Source organism: Pectobacterium parvum (genome assembly GCF_020971565.1).
Lineage (GTDB): Bacteria > Pseudomonadota > Gammaproteobacteria > Enterobacterales > Enterobacteriaceae > Pectobacterium > Pectobacterium polare.
Map to the genome: position 1 here is coordinate 1,774,663 of NZ_CP087392.1, position 18,059 is coordinate 1,792,721.

Sequence of the window (18,059 nt, forward strand, 5' to 3'; positions counted from 1 at the left end):
GTTGATGATGAAAAACCAGGCCCAGGTCATTCCCATTACCGCGGATAACGCCCCAGAAACCGTACGCAGCGCTGACATTACACCGCTGCCAACTAAACCCGTCACGCCCGCAAAAGCACCCGCGGCTCCCACTTTCGCCTACCGCTTGCTGCTGCGTAAGCTGTTTCAGCAACTCTTTCCTGCGGTACTCGGGCTGGGGCTGCTGGTGGCGGTCTGGCAGATTGCCGCGCTCAACAGCGAAAACTTCCCGACGCCGTGGACGACCTGGCTTGCGGCGCTCAGCCTCTTTGCCGATCCGTTTTACATCGCAGGGCCGAACGATCAGGGCATCGGTTGGAACGTATTGGCCTCACTGCAACGTGTTGGCATTGGCTTCGGACTGGCGGCACTGGTCGGCATTCCTGCTGGTTTCCTGATTGGTCGTTTTACGTTTCTGGCCAACATGCTCAACCCGATCATTTCGCTGCTGCGTCCGGTCAGTCCACTGGCCTGGCTGCCTATCGGCCTGCTGCTGTTCCAACGTGCCGAACCGGCATCCAGTTGGACCATTTTTATCTGCTCAATCTGGCCGATGATCCTCAACACCGCCGAAGGCGTGCGCCGCATCCCGCAGGATTACCTGAACGTGGCGCGGGTGTTGAAGCTCTCTGAATTCACCATCATGCGCAAGATTCTGCTGCCGGCGGTGCTGCCTAACGTATTGACCGGTGTGCGTCTGTCGATTGGTGTCGCCTGGCTGGTGATTGTGGCAGCGGAAATGCTGACTGGCGGCGTCGGTATCGGCTTCTGGATTTGGAACGAGTGGAACAACCTGAATGTGGAAAACATCATCATCGCCATCGTGGTGATTGGCGTTATCGGTCTGCTGCTTGAGCAGGGACTGGTGTGGATTGCTAACCGTTTCAGCTATGACAATCGCTAAGGAGCCGACGATGCGTACAACACCGATTATTCAAGTGCAGCAGGTGAGCCAGCGTTTCAATACCGCCAGCGGTGAGTTTCTGGCGCTGGATCAGGTGAGTTTTGATATTCACACCGGTGAGACGATCAGCCTGATCGGCCATTCCGGCTGCGGCAAATCTACGTTATTGAACCTGATTGCTGGCCTGACGCTGCCGAGCAGCGGCGGCCTGCTGTGTGATAACCGTGAAATCGACGGCCCGGGGCCGGAGCGCGGCGTGGTCTTTCAGAACCACTCGCTGCTGCCGTGGCTGACCACCTACGAAAACGTGGCACTGGCGGTACGCCAGGTGTTTCGCGGCCAGATGAACAAGCGCGAAATGCACGAATGGATTACCCACAATCTCGAACTGGTGCATATGGAGCACGCGCTGAACAAGCGACCGAATGAGATCTCCGGCGGGATGAAGCAGCGTGTAGGTATCGCCCGCGCGCTGGCCATGAAGCCGAAAGTCTTGCTGATGGATGAACCGTTCGGCGCGCTGGATGCGCTGACTCGCGCACATCTTCAGGATGCGGTGATGGAGATTCAGCAGCGATTGCAAACCACGATTGTGCTGATCACTCACGACGTCGACGAAGCGGTGCTGCTGTCGGATCGCGTGTTGATGATGACCAACGGCCCCGCGGCGACGGTCGGTGAAATCATGAAAGTTGAGCTGGAACGTCCGCGTTCACGCGTCGTACTGGCCGACGATCCACGCTACCACCACTACCGTCAGCAGGTGCTGCATTTCTTATATGAAAAACAGCCTAAAGCAGCCTGACAGCGAGGCCGGAACGATGATGAAACCGCATCTGATTGTGATTGGTAACGGGATGGCGAGTGCGCGATTCGTCGATGTGCTGCGCCAACTGGCCGCCACGCGCTTCCGAATCACCGTAATTGGTGATGAACCGCGCGCCAGCTATAACCGCATCCTGCTGTCGCCGGTATTGAGTGGCGAAAAAGCGTTTACGGATACGCTGCTGACGCCAGCGACTCTCGACGACGATGCGGCGCTGCCGGTGAGTTATCTGCTGGGTGAGCGGGTAACCCATATCGATCGCCAGCAGCGTGAGGTGACAACGACGCAACGGCAGTTGCATTACGATCATCTGGTGTTGGCGACCGGATCTACGCCGTTTATGCCGCCGATGCCCGGTATCGATCTGGCGGGCGTGTGCGGCTTCCGCACGCTGGATGATGTCGAACTGATGTTGGCGACGATTGGCCAGTCCGTTCCTGCGGTGGTGATTGGCGGCGGTTTGCTCGGCATTGAAGCCGCCGCTGCGCTGCAACTGCGCGGTGCCGACGTCACGTTACTGCATCGCGTCCCGGTTCTGATGGAGCGTCAACTGGACGCCACGGCGAGTAACTTGCTGTGCGACAGCCTGCGCGAACGCGGCATTGCCTGCGAGACGGATGTGCAGGTGGTGGCGCTGCATGGCGATGAACGCGGGGTGACGGCGGTCGCGCTGGCTGATGGCCGCACGATTCCGGCGGGTCTGGTGGTGGTGACCGCTGGGGTGATTCCTGCCAGCCAACTGGCGCGCGACTGCGGCTTACCCTGCAACCGTGGCGTGCTGGTGGACGGACAGTTGCAAACTGCCGACCCGCATATCAGCGCGATCGGCGAATGTTGTGAACTCAATGGCGAAACCTTTGGGCTGGTTGCCCCATGTATTGCCCATGCCACGCTGGTAGCACAGCGCCTTGCCGGACATGCACCGAAAGACTATCAGCGTGAACAGGCGGCGACGCGGCTGAAGGTCACCGGTATTGGCGTGGTCAGCGGCGGCGATATTAACGTTACACCGGATGATGAGGTGTACACCCTTTTTGATCCGCAGACGCAGCACTATCGTCGTCTGCTCGTTCGCGACGGTCGGCTGAGCGGTGTCCTGCTGTATGGCGACACTGACGACAGCCAGCGCCTGCTGGCCGCGATGGATAGCGCGACAGAAGGCGAGATGATTCCGCCTGCCTCGCTGCTTTTCGGCCTTTCTTCCCCTGATTCTGACCCACAGCCTGAAGCTGTAAGGATTCCTGTCATGAGCAAACCTATTTTGGTGGTCGTCGGCCACGGTATGGTCGGCCACTATTTTCTTGAACAGCTGGTTGAGCGCGACCTGCATCAGCATTACCACATCGTCGTATTCGGCGAAGAACGCCATGAAGCCTATGATCGCGTTCACCTCTCCGAGTATTTCTCTGGCCGCAGTGCCGCCTCGCTGTCGCTGGTAAAAGACGGCTTTTTTGCCGAGAGCGGCATTGAACTACGCAGTGCCAGCGAGATCGTGGCTATCGATCGTGAACGTCAGTGCGTGTGTGATGCGCAGGGCAGAGAAACCGCCTACGACAAACTGGTGCTGGCGACGGGGTCTTATGCCTTTGTTCCACCGATTCCCGGCAACACGCGCCCCGGCTGTCTGGTGTATCGCACGCTGGACGATCTGGATGCGATTGCAGCACAGGCGAAAAAGGGCAAGTCTGGTGTGGTGATTGGCGGCGGCTTGCTGGGGCTGGAAGCCGCAAACGCCTTGCGTCAATTGGGGCTGGACACGCATGTGGTGGAATTTGCTCCGCGTCTGATGGCGGTACAGCTGGATGACGGCGGTGCCACCATGCTGCGCCGCAAGATTGAAGCGCTGGGCGTACAGATTCATCTCAGCAAAGAAACGCGGGAAATCACCGACGGCGAGCAGGCGCTACATCGCCTCTGCTTTGCTGACGGCAGCATATTGGAAACCGATCTGGTGCTGTTTTCCGCCGGGATTCGCCCGCGCGACAAACTGGCGGATAGCTGCGATTTAGAGAAAGGGCCGCGTGGCGGCATCGTGATTGACGACCGCTGCCAGACTTCCGATGACGCGATTTTCGCCATCGGCGAGTGTGCGCTGTGGAAAGGGCAGATTTTCGGGCTGGTGGCACCGGGCTACCAGATGGCACGCAGCGTGGCGGATACGCTGGCGCTGCGCGATACGCCATTTACCGGTGCGGACATGAGTACCAAACTGAAATTGTTGGGCGTAGAAGTGGCTTCGATTGGCGATGCGCATGGGCGCACGGTGGGAAGCCAAAGCTACCAGTGGACGGACGGCCCGAACGAGGTTTACAAGAAAATTGTCGTCTCTGCCGATGGCAAGCGTTTACTGGGTGCCGTATTGATTGGCGACAGCAGCGATTACAGCACGCTGTTGCAAATGATGCTCAACGATATGCCGCTGCCTAAACAGCCGGAAGGACTGATTTTGCCCGCGCGTTCCGGTGATGCGCCGAAAGGATTGGGTGTAGCGGCATTACCGGCTAGCGCACAGATTTGCTCCTGTCATAACGTCAGCAAAAGTGATATCTCAGCGGCGGTGGCAGGCGGCTGCGGCGAACTGGGCGCGCTGAAAACCTGTACCAAAGCCGGTACGGGCTGCGGCGGCTGTGTGCCGCTGCTGAAACAGGTGATGGAATATGAACTGACGCAGTTGGGCGTTGAAGTGAAGAAGGACATTTGTGAGCACTTCGCCTATTCGCGTCAGGAACTGTACCACCTGATTCGCGTGCATGAGATCCGCTCGTTCGATGGCCTCCTTGAGCGTTACGGCCACGGCTTGGGCTGCGAAGTCTGTAAGCCGCTGGTGGGCTCTATGCTGGCCTCCTGCTGGAATGACTATCTGCTGCAACCGCAGCACCTGCCGTTGCAGGATACCAACGACCGTTTCTTTGCCAACATCCAAAAAGACGGTACATATTCCGTCGTGCCGCGCGTTCCGGCGGGGGAGATCACGCCGGAAGGACTGATCGCGATCGGTCAGGTGGCGCAGCGCTATAACCTGTACACCAAGATCACCGGCGGTCAGCGGGTGGATTTATTCGGTGCGCGCTTAGAGCAACTTCCTGCGATCTGGCGCGAGCTGATCGATGCTGGATTTGAAACCGGCCATGCCTACGGCAAATCGCTGCGTACCGTGAAATCCTGCGTGGGATCGACCTGGTGCCGCTACGGCGTACAGGATTCCACCGGGTTGGCGATCCAACTAGAGCACCGTTACAAGGGGCTGCGCTCACCGCATAAAGTCAAAATGGCGGTTTCCGGCTGTACCCGCGAATGTGCTGAGGCGCAAAGCAAAGATATCGGCGTGATTGCCACGGATAAAGGCTGGAATCTGTACGTGTGCGGCAATGGTGGTATGAAGCCGCGCCATGCGGATCTCTTCGCCAGCGATCTGGATACAGAAACGCTGTTGCGCACCATCGACCGGGTCTTGATGTTCTATATCCGCACCGGCGATCGTCTCCAACGCACCAGCACCTGGATGGATAATCTGGAAGGCGGTATCGACTATCTGCGTCAGGTGATTCAGGAAGACAGCCTGAATATCGGTGAAGAGTTAGATAAAGAGATGCAGCGCGTGGTAGATGCCTACCAGTGCGAATGGCAAACCACGCTGGAAAGCCCGGAACGTCTGGCGCTATTCCGTGGCTTCCTGAACAGCGATAGCCCGGATGAAGCGGTGGTGATGGTGCCGGAACGTGGACAGATCCGTCCGGCGCAGGATCATGAAAAAGCCGTCTCGCCAGAACCCGTTGCTCTGAAACCCGCCGCGCATGAGGCGGAGTGGGTACAGGTGGCGACGCTGGGCGATATTCCGCGTCATGCCGGTATGGCGGCGCGCCTCGGACAGCAGCAGATCGCGCTGTTCCACCTGCCGGGGAGCGAGCAGCAGGTGTACGCGTTGGAAAACCACGAACCGGGCAGCGGGGCGAATGTGCTGTCGCGTGGGCTACTGGGTGATGTTGCCGGTGAGCCGGTGGTGATTTCACCGCTGTACAAGAAACGCTTCAAGCTGCGGGATGGTGTGAGCCCGGATGACAGCGCGCTGTACGTGCGTGCCTGGCCAGTGCGCGTGGAGGAGGACGAGATTTGGGTATGCCGTCAACCGCTGGCCGTGCCTGAAGACGTCGTTCTGGCAGACACTGCCATGGCAAAAGCATCATGAACGCGCGCGTCTGTCGGACAACCTGCCCCTATTGTGGCGTCGGCTGTGGCGTGCTGGCAGAACACGATGGGCAAGGTGGGGTAAAGATCAGCGGGGATCCCGTACACCCGGCGAATTTGGGGCGGTTGTGCGTCAAAGGCTCTGCGCTGGGAGAAACGCTGGATTTGAAAGGCCGGCTCTTGTGGCCGCTGGTGGAAGGGCGTCGCGTTAGCTGGGAGCAGGCGCTCGATACGGTAGCCGAACGGCTGCTGGCGACCATGCAGCAACACGGCCCGCAGTCGGTCGCGTTTTATGGTTCAGGCCAGCTGTTGACGGAAGATTACTACGTCGCCAACAAGCTGATGAAAGGCTTCATTGGCGTCGCCAATATGGATACCAACTCTCGGCTGTGCATGGCATCTGCGGTGATCGGCTACAAGCGCGGGCTGGGGGCGGATGCCGTTCCCTGTAATTATGAAGATATCGAGCTGGCGGATGTGGTGGTGCTGGTCGGTTCTAATACTGCCTGGGCGCATCCGGTGGTCTATCAGCGGCTGGTGCAAGCGAAACAGCAGCGGCCACATATGCAGGTGGTGGTGATCGATCCTCGACGTACCGCAACCTGCGATATTGCCGATCTGCATTTACCGCTGCAACCCGGCAGCGATGCGGGGCTGTTCAACGGCCTGCTGCATTGGATTGCACAAGATCCACGCATCGATCGCGCCGAATTGGCCGAGCGTTTTTCCGGCGTGGAAGAGGCATTACAGTTAGCGCAGGTGTGGTCGGTGGCGCAGGTGGCGGAATTCTGTCGGTTAGATGAAGCCGATATCGAGTGCTTCTATCACCTGTTCAGCACCAGCGATAAAGTAGTCACACTCTATTCGCAGGGCGTGAATCAATCGTCCTCGGGCAGTGATAAATGCAACGCCATCATTAATGCGCATCTGCTGAGCGGTAAAATCGGCGTGTCGGGTTCCGGCCCCTTTTCGATAACCGGACAGCCAAATGCGATGGGCGGACGGGAAGTCGGCGGACTGGCCAATCAGCTTGCCAGTCATATGGGCTTTACGCCTCAGGACATCGACCGCGTAGGGCGCTTCTGGCAGAGCGATAATGTCGCGACGCAGCCCGGTCTAAACGCGGTGGATCTGTTTCGCGCGGTTGAGCGCGGCGATATTAAAGCGGTATGGATTATGGGCACCAATCCGGTGGTGTCGATGCCAGATGCCGACCGAGTGAAACAGGCGCTGGAACGCTGCCCGCTGGTGATCGTCTCCGAGGTGATGCGCCATACCGATACCGCAGAAACCGCTGATATCTTACTGCCCGCGCTGGGTTGGGGAGAAAAAGACGGCACGGTAACCAATTCCGAACGCCGGGTGTCGCGTCAGCGAGCCTTTCTGCCCGCGCCGGGGGAAGCCAAAGCCAACTGGTGGATACTGAGTCAGGTGGCGCAGCGTATGGGATTTGCTGAAGCGTTTGCTTATCAGCATCCTGCGGAAATCTTTCGTGAACATGCTGCGCTGTCCGGATTTGAGAATAACGGTAGCCGCGCGTTTGATATTAGCGGACTGGCGACGCTCAGCAATCAGCAGTGGCAGCAGTTGGAACCGATACAGTGGCCGGTAAATGCGACATACCCACACGGGCGCGCCCGACTGGGTGACGATGGTCGATTCTGGCATGCCAATGGCAAGGCGCATCTCGTGCCGGTAACCCCGTCGCTGCCGCAAAGTCCGTGGAGCGCGGCGTATCCGCTGATACTGAACACCGGACGTATTCGCGATCAGTGGCACACCATGACGCGGACGGGCAAAGCGGCTCGGCTGATGCGTCATATCAGCGAACCCTACTGCGAGCTGCATCCACAGGATGCGCAGACGCATGATATTCAGGCGGGCGACTTGGTGCGCTTGTCGTCGGTACACGGCTGGATGCTGGCGCGGGCGCGACTCGACGCCGGACAGGCACGCGGCAGCGTGTTTGTACCGATGCACTGGAATCAGCAGTTCAGCGCTCAGGCACGGGCTGACAGTTTAGTCGCGCCGATTACCGACCCGTATTCCGGGCAGCCGGAAAGCAAGCACAGCCGGGTGCGTATCCAACCCTGGCATACCGCTTGGCAGGCAACGCTGTTTTTTGCTGACGAGCCGCCGACTGCACCATTAACGTTACCCGCAGAACATGACGTTCTGCCGCCGCCCGCCACCTACTGGAGCAAAGTGCCTCATGAGGGCGTGACGCAGTATCTGTTTGCCGACCGCGTGCCGGTAGACGATTGGCAGGCATGGCTGACCGAGCATTATGGGTTGGAAAACATGCAGTGTCAGGTTGCGCAGGGCAACGGTGTATTTCATCTGATTGGCTGGCGCGATGGTCGCGTGGTGATGGCCTGCTATGTCAGTGCACGGGCGCTGCGTATCGACAGCGATGCGGTGCGTCAGGCGTTTATCACTCCACCGCAGCTCCCGCACGAGCGCCACGCGCTGCTGGCGGGTCAGGCGCCGCAGGGACAGGTGACGCAAGGGGCAACGATTTGCAGTTGCTATAGCGTTGGCGAAGCGATCATCGTCGGCGCGATTCGTAAAGGTTGCCACAGCGTAGCAGCGTTAGGCGGCACGCTGAAATGTGGCACCAACTGCGGTTCCTGTATCCCCGAACTGAAAGCGTTATTGAGCCAGCATGTGCCGATAACGGTCAATGAATTGAAAAAAGCAGGTTGAGCGCCACGGCGTAATGAGGTGTGACATGATGACAACACAATCAATATTGGCGAAGGGCCAACGGCGTCAGCCTGTACTCGGCGGTGAAATCTGGCTAGTGGGCGCAGGGCCGGGTGACGTAGAACTGCTGACGCTGAAGGCGTTGCGGGCAATCCAGCAGGCGGATGTGGTGGTCTACGATCGGCTGGTGTCGGCGGAGATTATGGATTTGGTGCCTGAACAGGCGCTGTGTATCGACGTCGGAAAAATGCGCGGCTGTCACCGTCTGTCACAGGAAAAAATCAATCAGCTGTTGGTCGAGTTGGCGCAGGCCGAGCAGCGTGTGATCCGTCTGAAAGGCGGCGATCCGTTTATTTTTGGCCGCGGCGGTGAAGAGATGGATTATGCCCAACAGGCTGGAATCGTCTGCCACGTCGTGCCCGGTATTACCGCTGCGACAGGCTGTGCGGCAGCTGTGGGGCTACCGCTGACGCACCGGGCCTGTGCTCAGTCGGTCCGCTTCGTAACCGGTCATTCACGCGATGGCGAGCCGCAATTAGATTGGCCAACGCTAGCAGACAGTCAACAAACGCTAGTGTTCTATCTGGGACTGAGCCACAGCAGTCGATTATGCCAGCGCCTGATCGAACACGGTCTGTCCGCTCAGACGCCCGTCGCGATTATCGAACGCGGCACCCAGCCGGATCAGCGGCTATTAACCGCAACACTGGCAACCTTACCGGCATTGCTGGCACGCTATCAGCCACAGTCGCCTAGCCTGCTGGTGGTCGGTGATGTTGTCCGCTTCTGCCGTCATCCGGCGCTGCAGGTCGACGCAGCCCCAACGCGGTTGACGATGGAAAAACATGAAGCCGCCTGACAGCAACGGCTCCCTGCCTACAGTCAGCGCCTCGAAATAAAGCGGTTTTCTTCGAGGCGCTTTCCACTTTCTACGCTGTTTCCTGTTTTGTTATCGCACCATCGTTACTCTCCCTACTGAATTTTTAGTCATGGTCTACAGGGAAGGGGACGAGATGCCATCGCATGATGCGATCTTCAAACAGTTTCTCAGCGACATCGCGGTCGCACGGGATTTTCTGACTATTCATCTGCCGGATGAAATCCGCAAACGATGTGATTTCAGCACGCTGCAATTGGAATCCGCGTCGTTTATTGATGAAAGGCTGCGTGCGCGGATATCGGACGTGTTGTACTCGCTACGTACCACCGCAGGCAAAGGGTATATTTACTGTGTGATTGAACACCAAAGCCGCCCGGAAAAGCAGATGGCTTTCCGGCTGCTGCGCTATTGTCTGGCTGCCATGCAGCAGCATCTGGATCAGGGACACGATCGCTTACCGCTGGTGGTGCCGCTGCTGTTTTACCATGGCAGAGCGCGTCCTTATCCTTACAGCCTCCGCTGGCTGGACAGTTTCGCCGATCCTGTACTGGCAAAAGCGCTGTATGAACAGCCTTTCCCGTTGGTGGATTTAACTGTCATGCCAGACGATGAAATTCGCACACACCGACGTATGGCGTTACTGGAACTGGTACAGAAGCATATTCGTACCCGTGATATGCTGGAGTTGGCGCGGGAGATTGGGTTACTATTTGAACGCTGGTCGGTGCCGCTGACGCAGCGTCGGGCGCTGTTATTTTATATTGCACAAGCGGGAAACACATCCAAGCCCGCAGATTTCATTGACGCACTGGCTGCACCGCTATCAACCGGTCAGGAGGACATTATGACGATCGCCGAACAATTGAAAAAAATGGGATTCGAGGAAGGCATCCAACGCGGTATTCAGCAAGGATTGGAGCAGGGCATTGAACAAGGGATGAAAAACAGTGCCAGACAAATTGCCCGTAATTTATTGCTAACGGGAATGGATAAGAACAGCGTGCAGCAGGTCACTCAGCTTGAGGAAGAAGAGCTGGAGCAACTGGTCGCGGCCATCTTGCATGACACACAGCATTGATACCGTCCTAAACGATATCGCACTAAACAATACCGTCCTAAAAACCGAGCGTTGCTGATGCCTTTACAAGAAAAGGTCCGTCAGGCAACGCCCACGTCTTTCGTTAACGGCGCTTTTAGCCTTTGCGTACTCGTGCCGTCAGCCCTTTCAGGAAGTAGCGGATCACCTGATCGCCGCAGGTGCGATAGTTTTTATGGTCAGGCGCGCGCATCATCGCGGTGACTTCCGGCACTGAAATGCGAAAATTTTGTGCCAGCAGGATCGCCTGAATATCATCCGTTTTTAGTGAAAACGCGACACGCAGCTTTTTCAGAATAATATTGTTGGTCATCTTGCGCTCAAACTGCGGTGCAGGCTGGTTTTCATCTTGACCGCGTTTTTGCAGAATCAGCCCGTTCAGGAAATAACTCATCACGATGTCCGGGCAAGGCTGATAGCCTTCCTCTCCCTCTTTTTTGACGTAGCTCGCCAACTGCTGGGGGGGGACGGTCATCTCCACCAGCGCCAGGATCTTCAGCAGGTGGTCATTATTGAAATTCAGCATATAGCGCACGCTGCGCAGGACATCGTTGTTCATCATTACGGAGGGGGTCTCGCCGTTCGTCTTCGTACAAAACGCACAGTATAAAGGGAACGGCGGAGAAATGCAGAAACGATCGTGGAATTAGTGAAACTTCATCTTCACTATCGTATGTTTCTATATTCATAGAAATGCAAAGCAAAGCAGCAATATTGGAATAGCGGAGCATGCGGAATGGAGGGGGAATGTGCAATGGCGGAAAGCCGCCATTGACGTGATTATTTTACTCGGCGGGTTGAGACAGAATGGCGTCGAGCAGGCCGGGGAAGCGCTGTTGCATGTCGCTGCGGCGCAGTCGGTTGATGTGCGTGGTGCCGATGTTGGTGGTATGCAGCAGACCCGAGTCACGCAAGACGCGAAAATGGTGCGACACGCTGGATTTTGGGCGACCGCCGTCAAGCTCGCTGCATGTTGCTTCGCCCTGCATAGCCAGATGGCGGACGATTTCCATGCGCAGGGGATCGCTCAGGGCGTACAGGACGCGCTCAAGCGTAAACTCATCGGGGGTAGGGTGCTTAAAAGGTCTCATGGGCGAATTATAGCGTCAGGGTTGTCTAAAATCTATTATTCGAATAATATCGAAATATCGAAGTAACCTGACAAGGTAGGAAAATATTATGTCCGCACTGTTTCAACCCTTCAAACTGAAAGACATTACGTTACGCAACCGCATCGCCGTTCCACCGATGTGTACCTATTCCGCGAATGATGGCCTGATCAACGAGTGGCATCAGGTGCATTATGCTTCTCTGGCGCGTGGTGGTGCCGGGCTGGTTATCGTGGAAGCGACGGCGGTCGCGCCCGAAGGTCGCATCACGCCGCACTGTGCGGGTATCTGGAACGATGAGCAGGCGCAGGCGTTTGCCAAGGTTGCTAAATCCATTAAGGATGCAGGCTCCGTGCCGGGAATTCAGATTGCACACGCTGGACGCAAAGCCAGCGCCAATATTCCCTGGGAAGGCGACGATCATATCCCCGCTGGCGACTCACGCGGCTGGCAGACTATTGCTCCTTCCGCAGAGGCTTTCGGCGCGAATCTGTCGAAGCAGCCGCAGGAAATGACGCTGGAAGATATCGCCCGCGTTCGTGATGATTTTGTCGCTGCGGCTCGCCGCGCGCTGGAAGCCGGGTTTGAATGGCTGGAGCTGCACTTTGCTCACGGCTATCTGGCACAGAGTTTCTTCTCCGTTCACTCCAACAAGCGTAACGATCAATACGGCGGCAGTTTTGACAACCGTAGCCGTTTTCTGCTGGAAACGCTGGCTGCCGTTCGTGACGTGTGGCCGCAACATCTGCCGCTGACCGCCCGTTTCGGCGTGATTGAGTTTGACGGTCGTGATGAAGAAACCTTGCAGGAATCCATTGAACTGACGCGTCGCTTTAAAGCCGCAGGGCTGGATATGCTGAGCGTCAGCATTGGTTTCTCTACACCGGCAGCGAATGTGCCGTGGGCTCCTGCTTTTATGGGACCGATTGCTAAACAGGTGCGTGAACAGGCCGATCTTCCTGTCTCTTCCGCCTGGGGCTTCGGTACGCCGGAACTGGCTGAGCAGGCTGTGGCATCGGGTCAGTTGGATCTGGTGATGGTGGGTAAAGCGCATCTGGCGAACCCGCATTGGAGCTATCATGCCGCCCGCGAACTGGGCGTCGAACGCGCCTCGTGGACGCTGCCAGCGCCTTACGCCCACTGGCTGGAGCGCTATTAATCCCTGTCATGGCGGGTCAATATCTCTGTGACAGTTATACGCATTCTAATATAAGAAATAGTCGGGTTTCGTGGTGATAAACAGAGCCATTTTTCTGTAGCACTGATGCCACACCCGACTGAGGGCGCCAATCGCCGGCGCCCTAAAACCCTGTATTTTGCATGAATGATGCCGCTAATGTGGTTCCTTCTATGCCCAGACCCGCCTTCCGAACCGTCAGTGGTGCGCTCCAGATGTCTTAGATCTGAGCTGACACCTTCGTTGCTCTGAATCATCCCTAATCCGACAGACTGCTTTGTGCTTATTTATCTACTTACCCAATATTACATCCTAAAACTTTGGCAGTCTCTGCATAGAAAATAATTTTCTGGCGGGGGCAACTTGCTGAATTTATATGTACACAACGGTTGCCCAGTTAATATCTTCAAGCGGCGAGAATGGCTGAATGCTGACGAAGATGATTTTGGAAAAGTTGTGCATAATCTGCTGGTACGGCAGCTTTTACGCTTTCCCTTTTTGCAAGTAATGCTTTCCATGCAGAAACACGCGGTAGTCCTTCAAAAATCGACTCAGATACTGAGGCATCGATGATTGAGAAGTAACGGAAAATCGGAGCGTATACCGCATCTACCATACTGAAGTTAGCACCCGAGAAATAAGGCCCCGAGCCCAACTCAGCTTCAATACGTTCAAGCTGGTTACGGAACGACGCACGTTTGTTGTCAGCCACAGCTTGATCTGTGGCATTTAAAAATTGCCATGCATTACCAAGTATCGCCGTAGCGAATTCGATCCATCCGCGCTGTGTAGCACGTATTAATGCATCGTCTGCGTACATTGAAGCACCGTCTTGTGTTTCATTGAGGTACTCGCAGATCACCATACTTTCGAAAATAATGGCATCTTCGCCGTTTGCTTGATGCACTTTCAGTACTGGCACCTTGCCAGTCGGTGACAGGGCTAGAAACCAATCAGGTTTCGCTGATAGGTCTACATTTATGCGTTCAAATGGCACATTTTTTTCGAGCAACACGATTGCTGAACGCTGTACAAAGGGACAGAGTGGGTGGCTAATAAGTGTTAGGTTATGGTTAGGCATTTCAAACTCCAGATAAAATAAAAGCCCGCCGCCATAGCAAGGTGGCGAGCTTGAAGAACAATATCGCTTATTTAGATGACTTAGATTGAAACGCCGCCGTCAATGATGATTTCTGAACCTACGGTCCAGGCAGACTCATCAGATGCGAAATAAAGCACCGCTTGCGCGACTTCTTGAGGCTTACCAAAACGACCCGCTGGGATGGTTGCAATGATATCTTTCATCACTTGATCATGGTATTCCACTGGAATCCCCGCCTTATCGTAAAGCGGTGTGTCAACTGGGCCTGGGCTCACTGCGTTGATACGAATTCCACGAGAAAGTAATTCATTAGAAAGTGTTTTTGACAGGTTCAGCAATGCCGCTTTGGTTGAGCCATAAACGGAAGAGTTCACGGGGCCGGTGTGAGCATTGACTGAGGTATTAAAAACCACGGATGCCGAGCTTGCGAACACGGGTAGCAGTGCCTGCATTAGGAAATAAGGACCTTTAACGTTGATATCATAAATGCGGTCGAACGTCTCTTCTGTCCATACCTCGATTGGCATATACATTGATATACCCGCATTCAGGAAAGCGATATCCAGTTCACCAAAGTGTTCTTTAACCGTTTGAGCCAGAGCTTTCTGCGCATTCACATCAGCGGAATCCGCGCTCACGACTAACACATCATTACCCAGTTCTACTTTCGCCTTTGCGATAGAATCAGGGTTAACACCAGTAACAATTACGCGTGCACCTTCTGCAACAAACAGCTTCGCTGTTTCAAGACCAATACCACTTGTACCACCCGTAATCAGTGCGCGTTTACCTTGTAGTCTAGACATTTCAAATCTCCAAATCGTGTTATCAAGGAATCGGCGAATGACCGATTTGATAGCCACTATAAGTTCATGCGCATATGGTGATAAGATTGTATTTTTAAATATGTTTCATGCTTTAAAAGCATAAATAGGTTTTAGGATGGACAGATTACTTTTGATGACATGCTTTGTCCGTACCGCTGAAACAGGCAGCTTTTCCGCAGCCGGTAGGGATTTAGGCTTAGGGCAACCGAACGTGAGTCGCCATGTTGCCACCCTCGAAGAGCATTTGCAGACCAGATTACTTCACAGATCAACCCGCAAGCTTTCCCTAACTCCTGAAGGAGAACGTTATTATTTGGAAGCAAGGCGTATTCTGGAAGCCGTTGAAGAGTCAGAGTCTTCTTTCAGAGAAAATGTTACACCCACAGGGCTATTACGCGTTGCTTGCCCCACAGCATTAGCTCACACATTCTTAGTCCCGCACATCCCAGATTTTTTAGAACGCTACCCTGAGCTAACACTCGAGCTACAGATTAATGACCGCTATATCAATCTCGTTGATGAAGGGGTTGAACTGGCAATCCGTATTGGACACCTGGAGGACAGTGCTATGCGTGCCCGCAGACTTGGCATGTATGAGCGAGTCTGTGTTGCCAGTAACCAGTATTTAGCTAAACACGGAACCCCTAACACTCCAGAAGATTTAAAAAAACATGATTGTTTGATCTATACCTTGCTAACAACAGGAGCTACCTGGAGATTTCAGGATATCAATGTCCCTGTTTCTGGTCGGCTCAGGGTCAATTCACCGGAAGCAGTACAGAAGTTTGTTAATGCAGGGGTTGGGATCGCACAAGGCCCAGAATGGCTGTTCGAGGAGGGACTGGAAAATGGCAACTTACAGCTATTACTGACTGACTACACTGCACCGCCCGTTCCCATTCAAGCCGTTTATGTTGCTAATCGACTTTTACCAAAACGGGCGATTGTGTTCATGGATTTTGTTGCTGAAATTTTTGAAAAAAATCCCGCATTCAAAGTTTACAACTCAATCAAATGAGCCTGAGATAACGGACATATCTGAATCATTAGTAAAATTTAGTCAATCTTAGGCTGTATCCCTTAAATGACACCAACCTAGTTTAGCAAGGACCGTACATATTGACTTTCATGAGCTTGTCGTCGCTCAGACAGAAATTTAACGGCAGACTTCATCATGATTGCAGTGCAAGGTTCCGGTTTCCATTGTGAGTCCTACAGCAGGCAGCTTCATGCCAGATGCGGACACTGCAAACTCAGGAGTAAACTGGCCAGCCTGGAAATGAATATGAGCGTAGGTCAGCCGGGATTTTTTACATTGGTATAAATATCAGGCCGGGTGATACTCCATGCATAGTTTTCCCGATTAACGGGTTCGTACCCAAATTTTTGATAGAGCCAGGGAGCTGTTGTTGTAAACAACATGATTCTGCGAAGCTGCTCAAAGACGGGATGATGATGTATGCATTGCATCATCCATCTTCCCAGCCCCTCTCCCTGATATTCCTCAAGAATATAAACATCACAAAGATAAGCGAATGTAGCGTAATCTGTTATCAAACGCGCGAAACCTATCTGGGTTTTATCATGGTAAACGCCGAAATTAAGACTGTTTTCTATTGATGCGCCTACAATGGACAGATCAATCCCTTTAGCCCAAGTTGACCTCGTCAGATAGCGATGGATAGCCTGTACATCCAGTTTTTCCCTGTCTGTACTCACCAGATAATTATCCTTATGCCACTCATGCTTCTCTGAAATGCTCACGTACGTACCTGCTCATAAGGTTATGGGAAACCTGACCTTATCACTTGATGTAAAATCGTGCTATCAGTGCTGCTTCGGAATAGCTAAAGCCTGCGGCTGGTATCAATAAGGCATTACGTCCACTCTTTGCTCACCGCAGCCTGCCACTCGATTCATAACGTTTTCAAATAATTCGTGACGGGCCACAGTCTTTCATACTGACAGTCCACCTCAGATCCGAAGCGAGATACCACACCGACAGATTGCTCAGCGCTGATGATAGGTCTACTAAGCAAATGTCGACGACGACGTTCAAGAATGCCGCTCCGGCCACCTGTGGCCGACCACATCGTCGCTCACAGGTGGCATACACCAACTCCTTAGCACTTCAGCTTTCCGCCAGATGCAATACCGATTTAGGGTGTTAAAGTATCAGGTTCAACGAACAGATTACGGCTTTACCCCTTATCACGGGACTGAAGCCATTCCTCATGGATCTTCTGTACTCTGGACCACAATGTTTTGAGTGATTCATCGGAAACATGGTCAAAAGTCAGGCCAAACTCTTCCCTCAGCACGTCCAGCCATTCCGGTAGCGACGCGGAAGTCTGCGTGGTCACGATGTTGCCGTCAGTTTTGGTAAGAACACAGCCCCGCATTACCGTTTTACCGTTAGGCTGTCGAAGTTGCGCAGTGACAACTTTGGCATAACCAGACTCTGGCGAAAACACATTAAAGTGATGGCGGTCTGATAAATTCCCCATATCAGTAGGCGCATCAGCCATACTTACACCTGCAATCCAGCAAGATGGATCGGCAGTGAGATGCCAGTCACCCACGCCATCCTCGCCAACGGCCTCCATTCCAAACTTCATTAATCCCTGGTGGACGGTTGCATTTATAAGAGGCATTTGTTCATGCAGCGCGTCGCCGAGACCGATATCAACCCACCATCGGCCATTAGGGTTGCTTTCACTCGGCATCCCCTCAGCGATAATGGCGACATGATTCTCCAGCTTAATCCGTTCAGGGCCTTCAACACCATGGACGTTTGCAGGGTTGAGACTCACACGATAACCAAGCTGAGTGAGTAATGTGTATAAGCCGCCATTCAACTGAAAACAGTAACCGCCTCGCCGCGTGGTCGCTGCTCTTCTGAAACTTTCAAGTGGATCAATCCCCCATCCTTCTTTGAGGTGGATCCAGAAGGTTTCGTAAGGTATCCGTTCAACATGAGCTCGATGAATTCGGGTCAGTGCCTGTAGGGAGGGTGTCTCGGCATCAAGGCCAAGGCGATTCAGGTAGGCTGTTACTAATTGATTCATTCTAGATAAATTTCCTGTTCAGACCAAAAGTGCTTGCGAGTCAGCTGGCTTGGATAAACCGTTAGTTCCAGGGGAAGCTGCGCCAGCGCTTGCCATGCTTGCAGGATTTTTGTGCAAAGCCCTCCGGACTGGTGCTTGGGCGAGATGTTGTGATTCTTCAT

General features: G+C 54.4%; 14 protein-coding genes. 8 read left to right on the forward strand and 6 right to left on the reverse strand.

Going from position 1 to position 18,059, the window contains the following annotated elements; genetic code table 11:
• Window positions 1-7 precede the first annotated feature (7 nt).
• From ntrB to LOZ86_RS07975, 6 genes are all read left to right on the forward strand, one after another.
• Window positions 8-922 carry a nitrate ABC transporter permease gene (gene ntrB, locus LOZ86_RS07950; RefSeq protein WP_039509401.1) on the forward strand — a complete coding sequence of 305 codons (915 nt, stop codon included), beginning with the start codon at window positions 8-10 and terminating at the stop codon, window positions 920-922.
• Window positions 923-932: 10 nt separating this feature from the next.
• Window positions 933-1,727 carry an ABC transporter ATP-binding protein gene (locus tag LOZ86_RS07955; RefSeq protein ID WP_010295297.1) on the forward strand — a complete coding sequence of 265 codons (795 nt, stop codon included), beginning with the start codon at window positions 933-935 and terminating at the stop codon, window positions 1,725-1,727.
• A gap of 19 nt (window positions 1,728-1,746) precedes the next feature.
• Complete coding sequence (gene nirB / locus LOZ86_RS07960; protein ID WP_230243154.1) at window positions 1,747-5,934, forward strand: nitrite reductase large subunit NirB; 4,188 nt, start codon at window positions 1,747-1,749, stop codon at window positions 5,932-5,934.
• Window positions 5,931-8,639, forward strand: coding sequence for a nitrate reductase (locus LOZ86_RS07965; protein WP_039484106.1), 2,709 nt, complete (start codon window positions 5,931-5,933; stop codon window positions 8,637-8,639). The genes nirB and LOZ86_RS07965 overlap by 4 nt, the downstream gene beginning before the upstream one ends.
• Before the next feature lie 25 nt (window positions 8,640-8,664).
• Window positions 8,665-9,498, forward strand: a complete 834-nt coding sequence (gene cobA / locus LOZ86_RS07970) for a uroporphyrinogen-III C-methyltransferase (RefSeq protein WP_230243053.1) — start codon at window positions 8,665-8,667, stop codon at window positions 9,496-9,498.
• Between the two features lie 154 nt (window positions 9,499-9,652).
• Window positions 9,653-10,597, forward strand: coding sequence for an Rpn family recombination-promoting nuclease/putative transposase (locus LOZ86_RS07975; RefSeq protein ID WP_039484110.1), 945 nt, complete (start codon window positions 9,653-9,655; stop codon window positions 10,595-10,597).
• 115 nt (window positions 10,598-10,712) lie between these two features.
• Here LOZ86_RS07975 and LOZ86_RS07980 read toward each other — a convergent pair whose 3' ends face one another.
• Window positions 10,713-11,177: a YehS family protein gene (locus tag LOZ86_RS07980; protein WP_039360165.1), complete on the reverse strand. Its 465-nt coding sequence runs from the start codon at window positions 11,175-11,177 to the stop codon at window positions 10,713-10,715.
• A gap of 223 nt (window positions 11,178-11,400) precedes the next feature.
• Complete coding sequence (locus LOZ86_RS07985) at window positions 11,401-11,706, reverse strand: ArsR/SmtB family transcription factor (protein WP_072012378.1); 306 nt, start codon at window positions 11,704-11,706, stop codon at window positions 11,401-11,403.
• Between the two features lie 88 nt (window positions 11,707-11,794).
• Here LOZ86_RS07985 and LOZ86_RS07990 point away from each other — a divergent pair, with 88 nt between their 5' ends.
• The gene (locus LOZ86_RS07990) at window positions 11,795-12,883 is read left to right on the forward strand and encodes an NADH:flavin oxidoreductase/NADH oxidase (RefSeq protein WP_230243054.1); all 1,089 of its coding nucleotides are present in this window, start codon (window positions 11,795-11,797) and stop codon (window positions 12,881-12,883) included.
• A 424-nt stretch (window positions 12,884-13,307) separates the two neighbouring features.
• Here LOZ86_RS07990 and LOZ86_RS07995 read toward each other — a convergent pair whose 3' ends face one another.
• Entirely contained in the window at window positions 13,308-13,982 is a 675-nt protein-coding gene (locus LOZ86_RS07995; protein WP_039484116.1) for a glutathione S-transferase family protein, read from the reverse strand.
• Between the two features lie 80 nt (window positions 13,983-14,062).
• On the reverse strand, window positions 14,063-14,809 hold the full coding sequence (locus LOZ86_RS08000; protein WP_039484118.1) for an SDR family oxidoreductase: 747 nt from the start codon (window positions 14,807-14,809) through the stop codon (window positions 14,063-14,065).
• A gap of 136 nt (window positions 14,810-14,945) precedes the next feature.
• Between LOZ86_RS08000 and LOZ86_RS08005 the strand changes: the two genes are divergently transcribed.
• A complete protein-coding gene (locus tag LOZ86_RS08005; RefSeq protein WP_039484120.1) occupies window positions 14,946-15,848 on the forward strand; it encodes a LysR family transcriptional regulator in 903 nt (300 codons plus the stop codon).
• A gap of 278 nt (window positions 15,849-16,126) precedes the next feature.
• Here the strand turns inward: LOZ86_RS08005 and LOZ86_RS08010 are convergent, their stop codons facing one another.
• Both LOZ86_RS08010 and LOZ86_RS08015 read right to left on the reverse strand, forming a co-directional pair.
• A complete protein-coding gene (locus LOZ86_RS08010) occupies window positions 16,127-16,594 on the reverse strand; it encodes a GNAT family N-acetyltransferase (protein WP_039484121.1) in 468 nt (155 codons plus the stop codon).
• Window positions 16,595-17,031: 437 nt separating this feature from the next.
• Window positions 17,032-17,898 carry an arylamine N-acetyltransferase family protein gene (locus LOZ86_RS08015; RefSeq protein ID WP_039484123.1) on the reverse strand — a complete coding sequence of 289 codons (867 nt, stop codon included), beginning with the start codon at window positions 17,896-17,898 and terminating at the stop codon, window positions 17,032-17,034.
• Window positions 17,899-18,059: the final 161 nt, after the last annotated feature.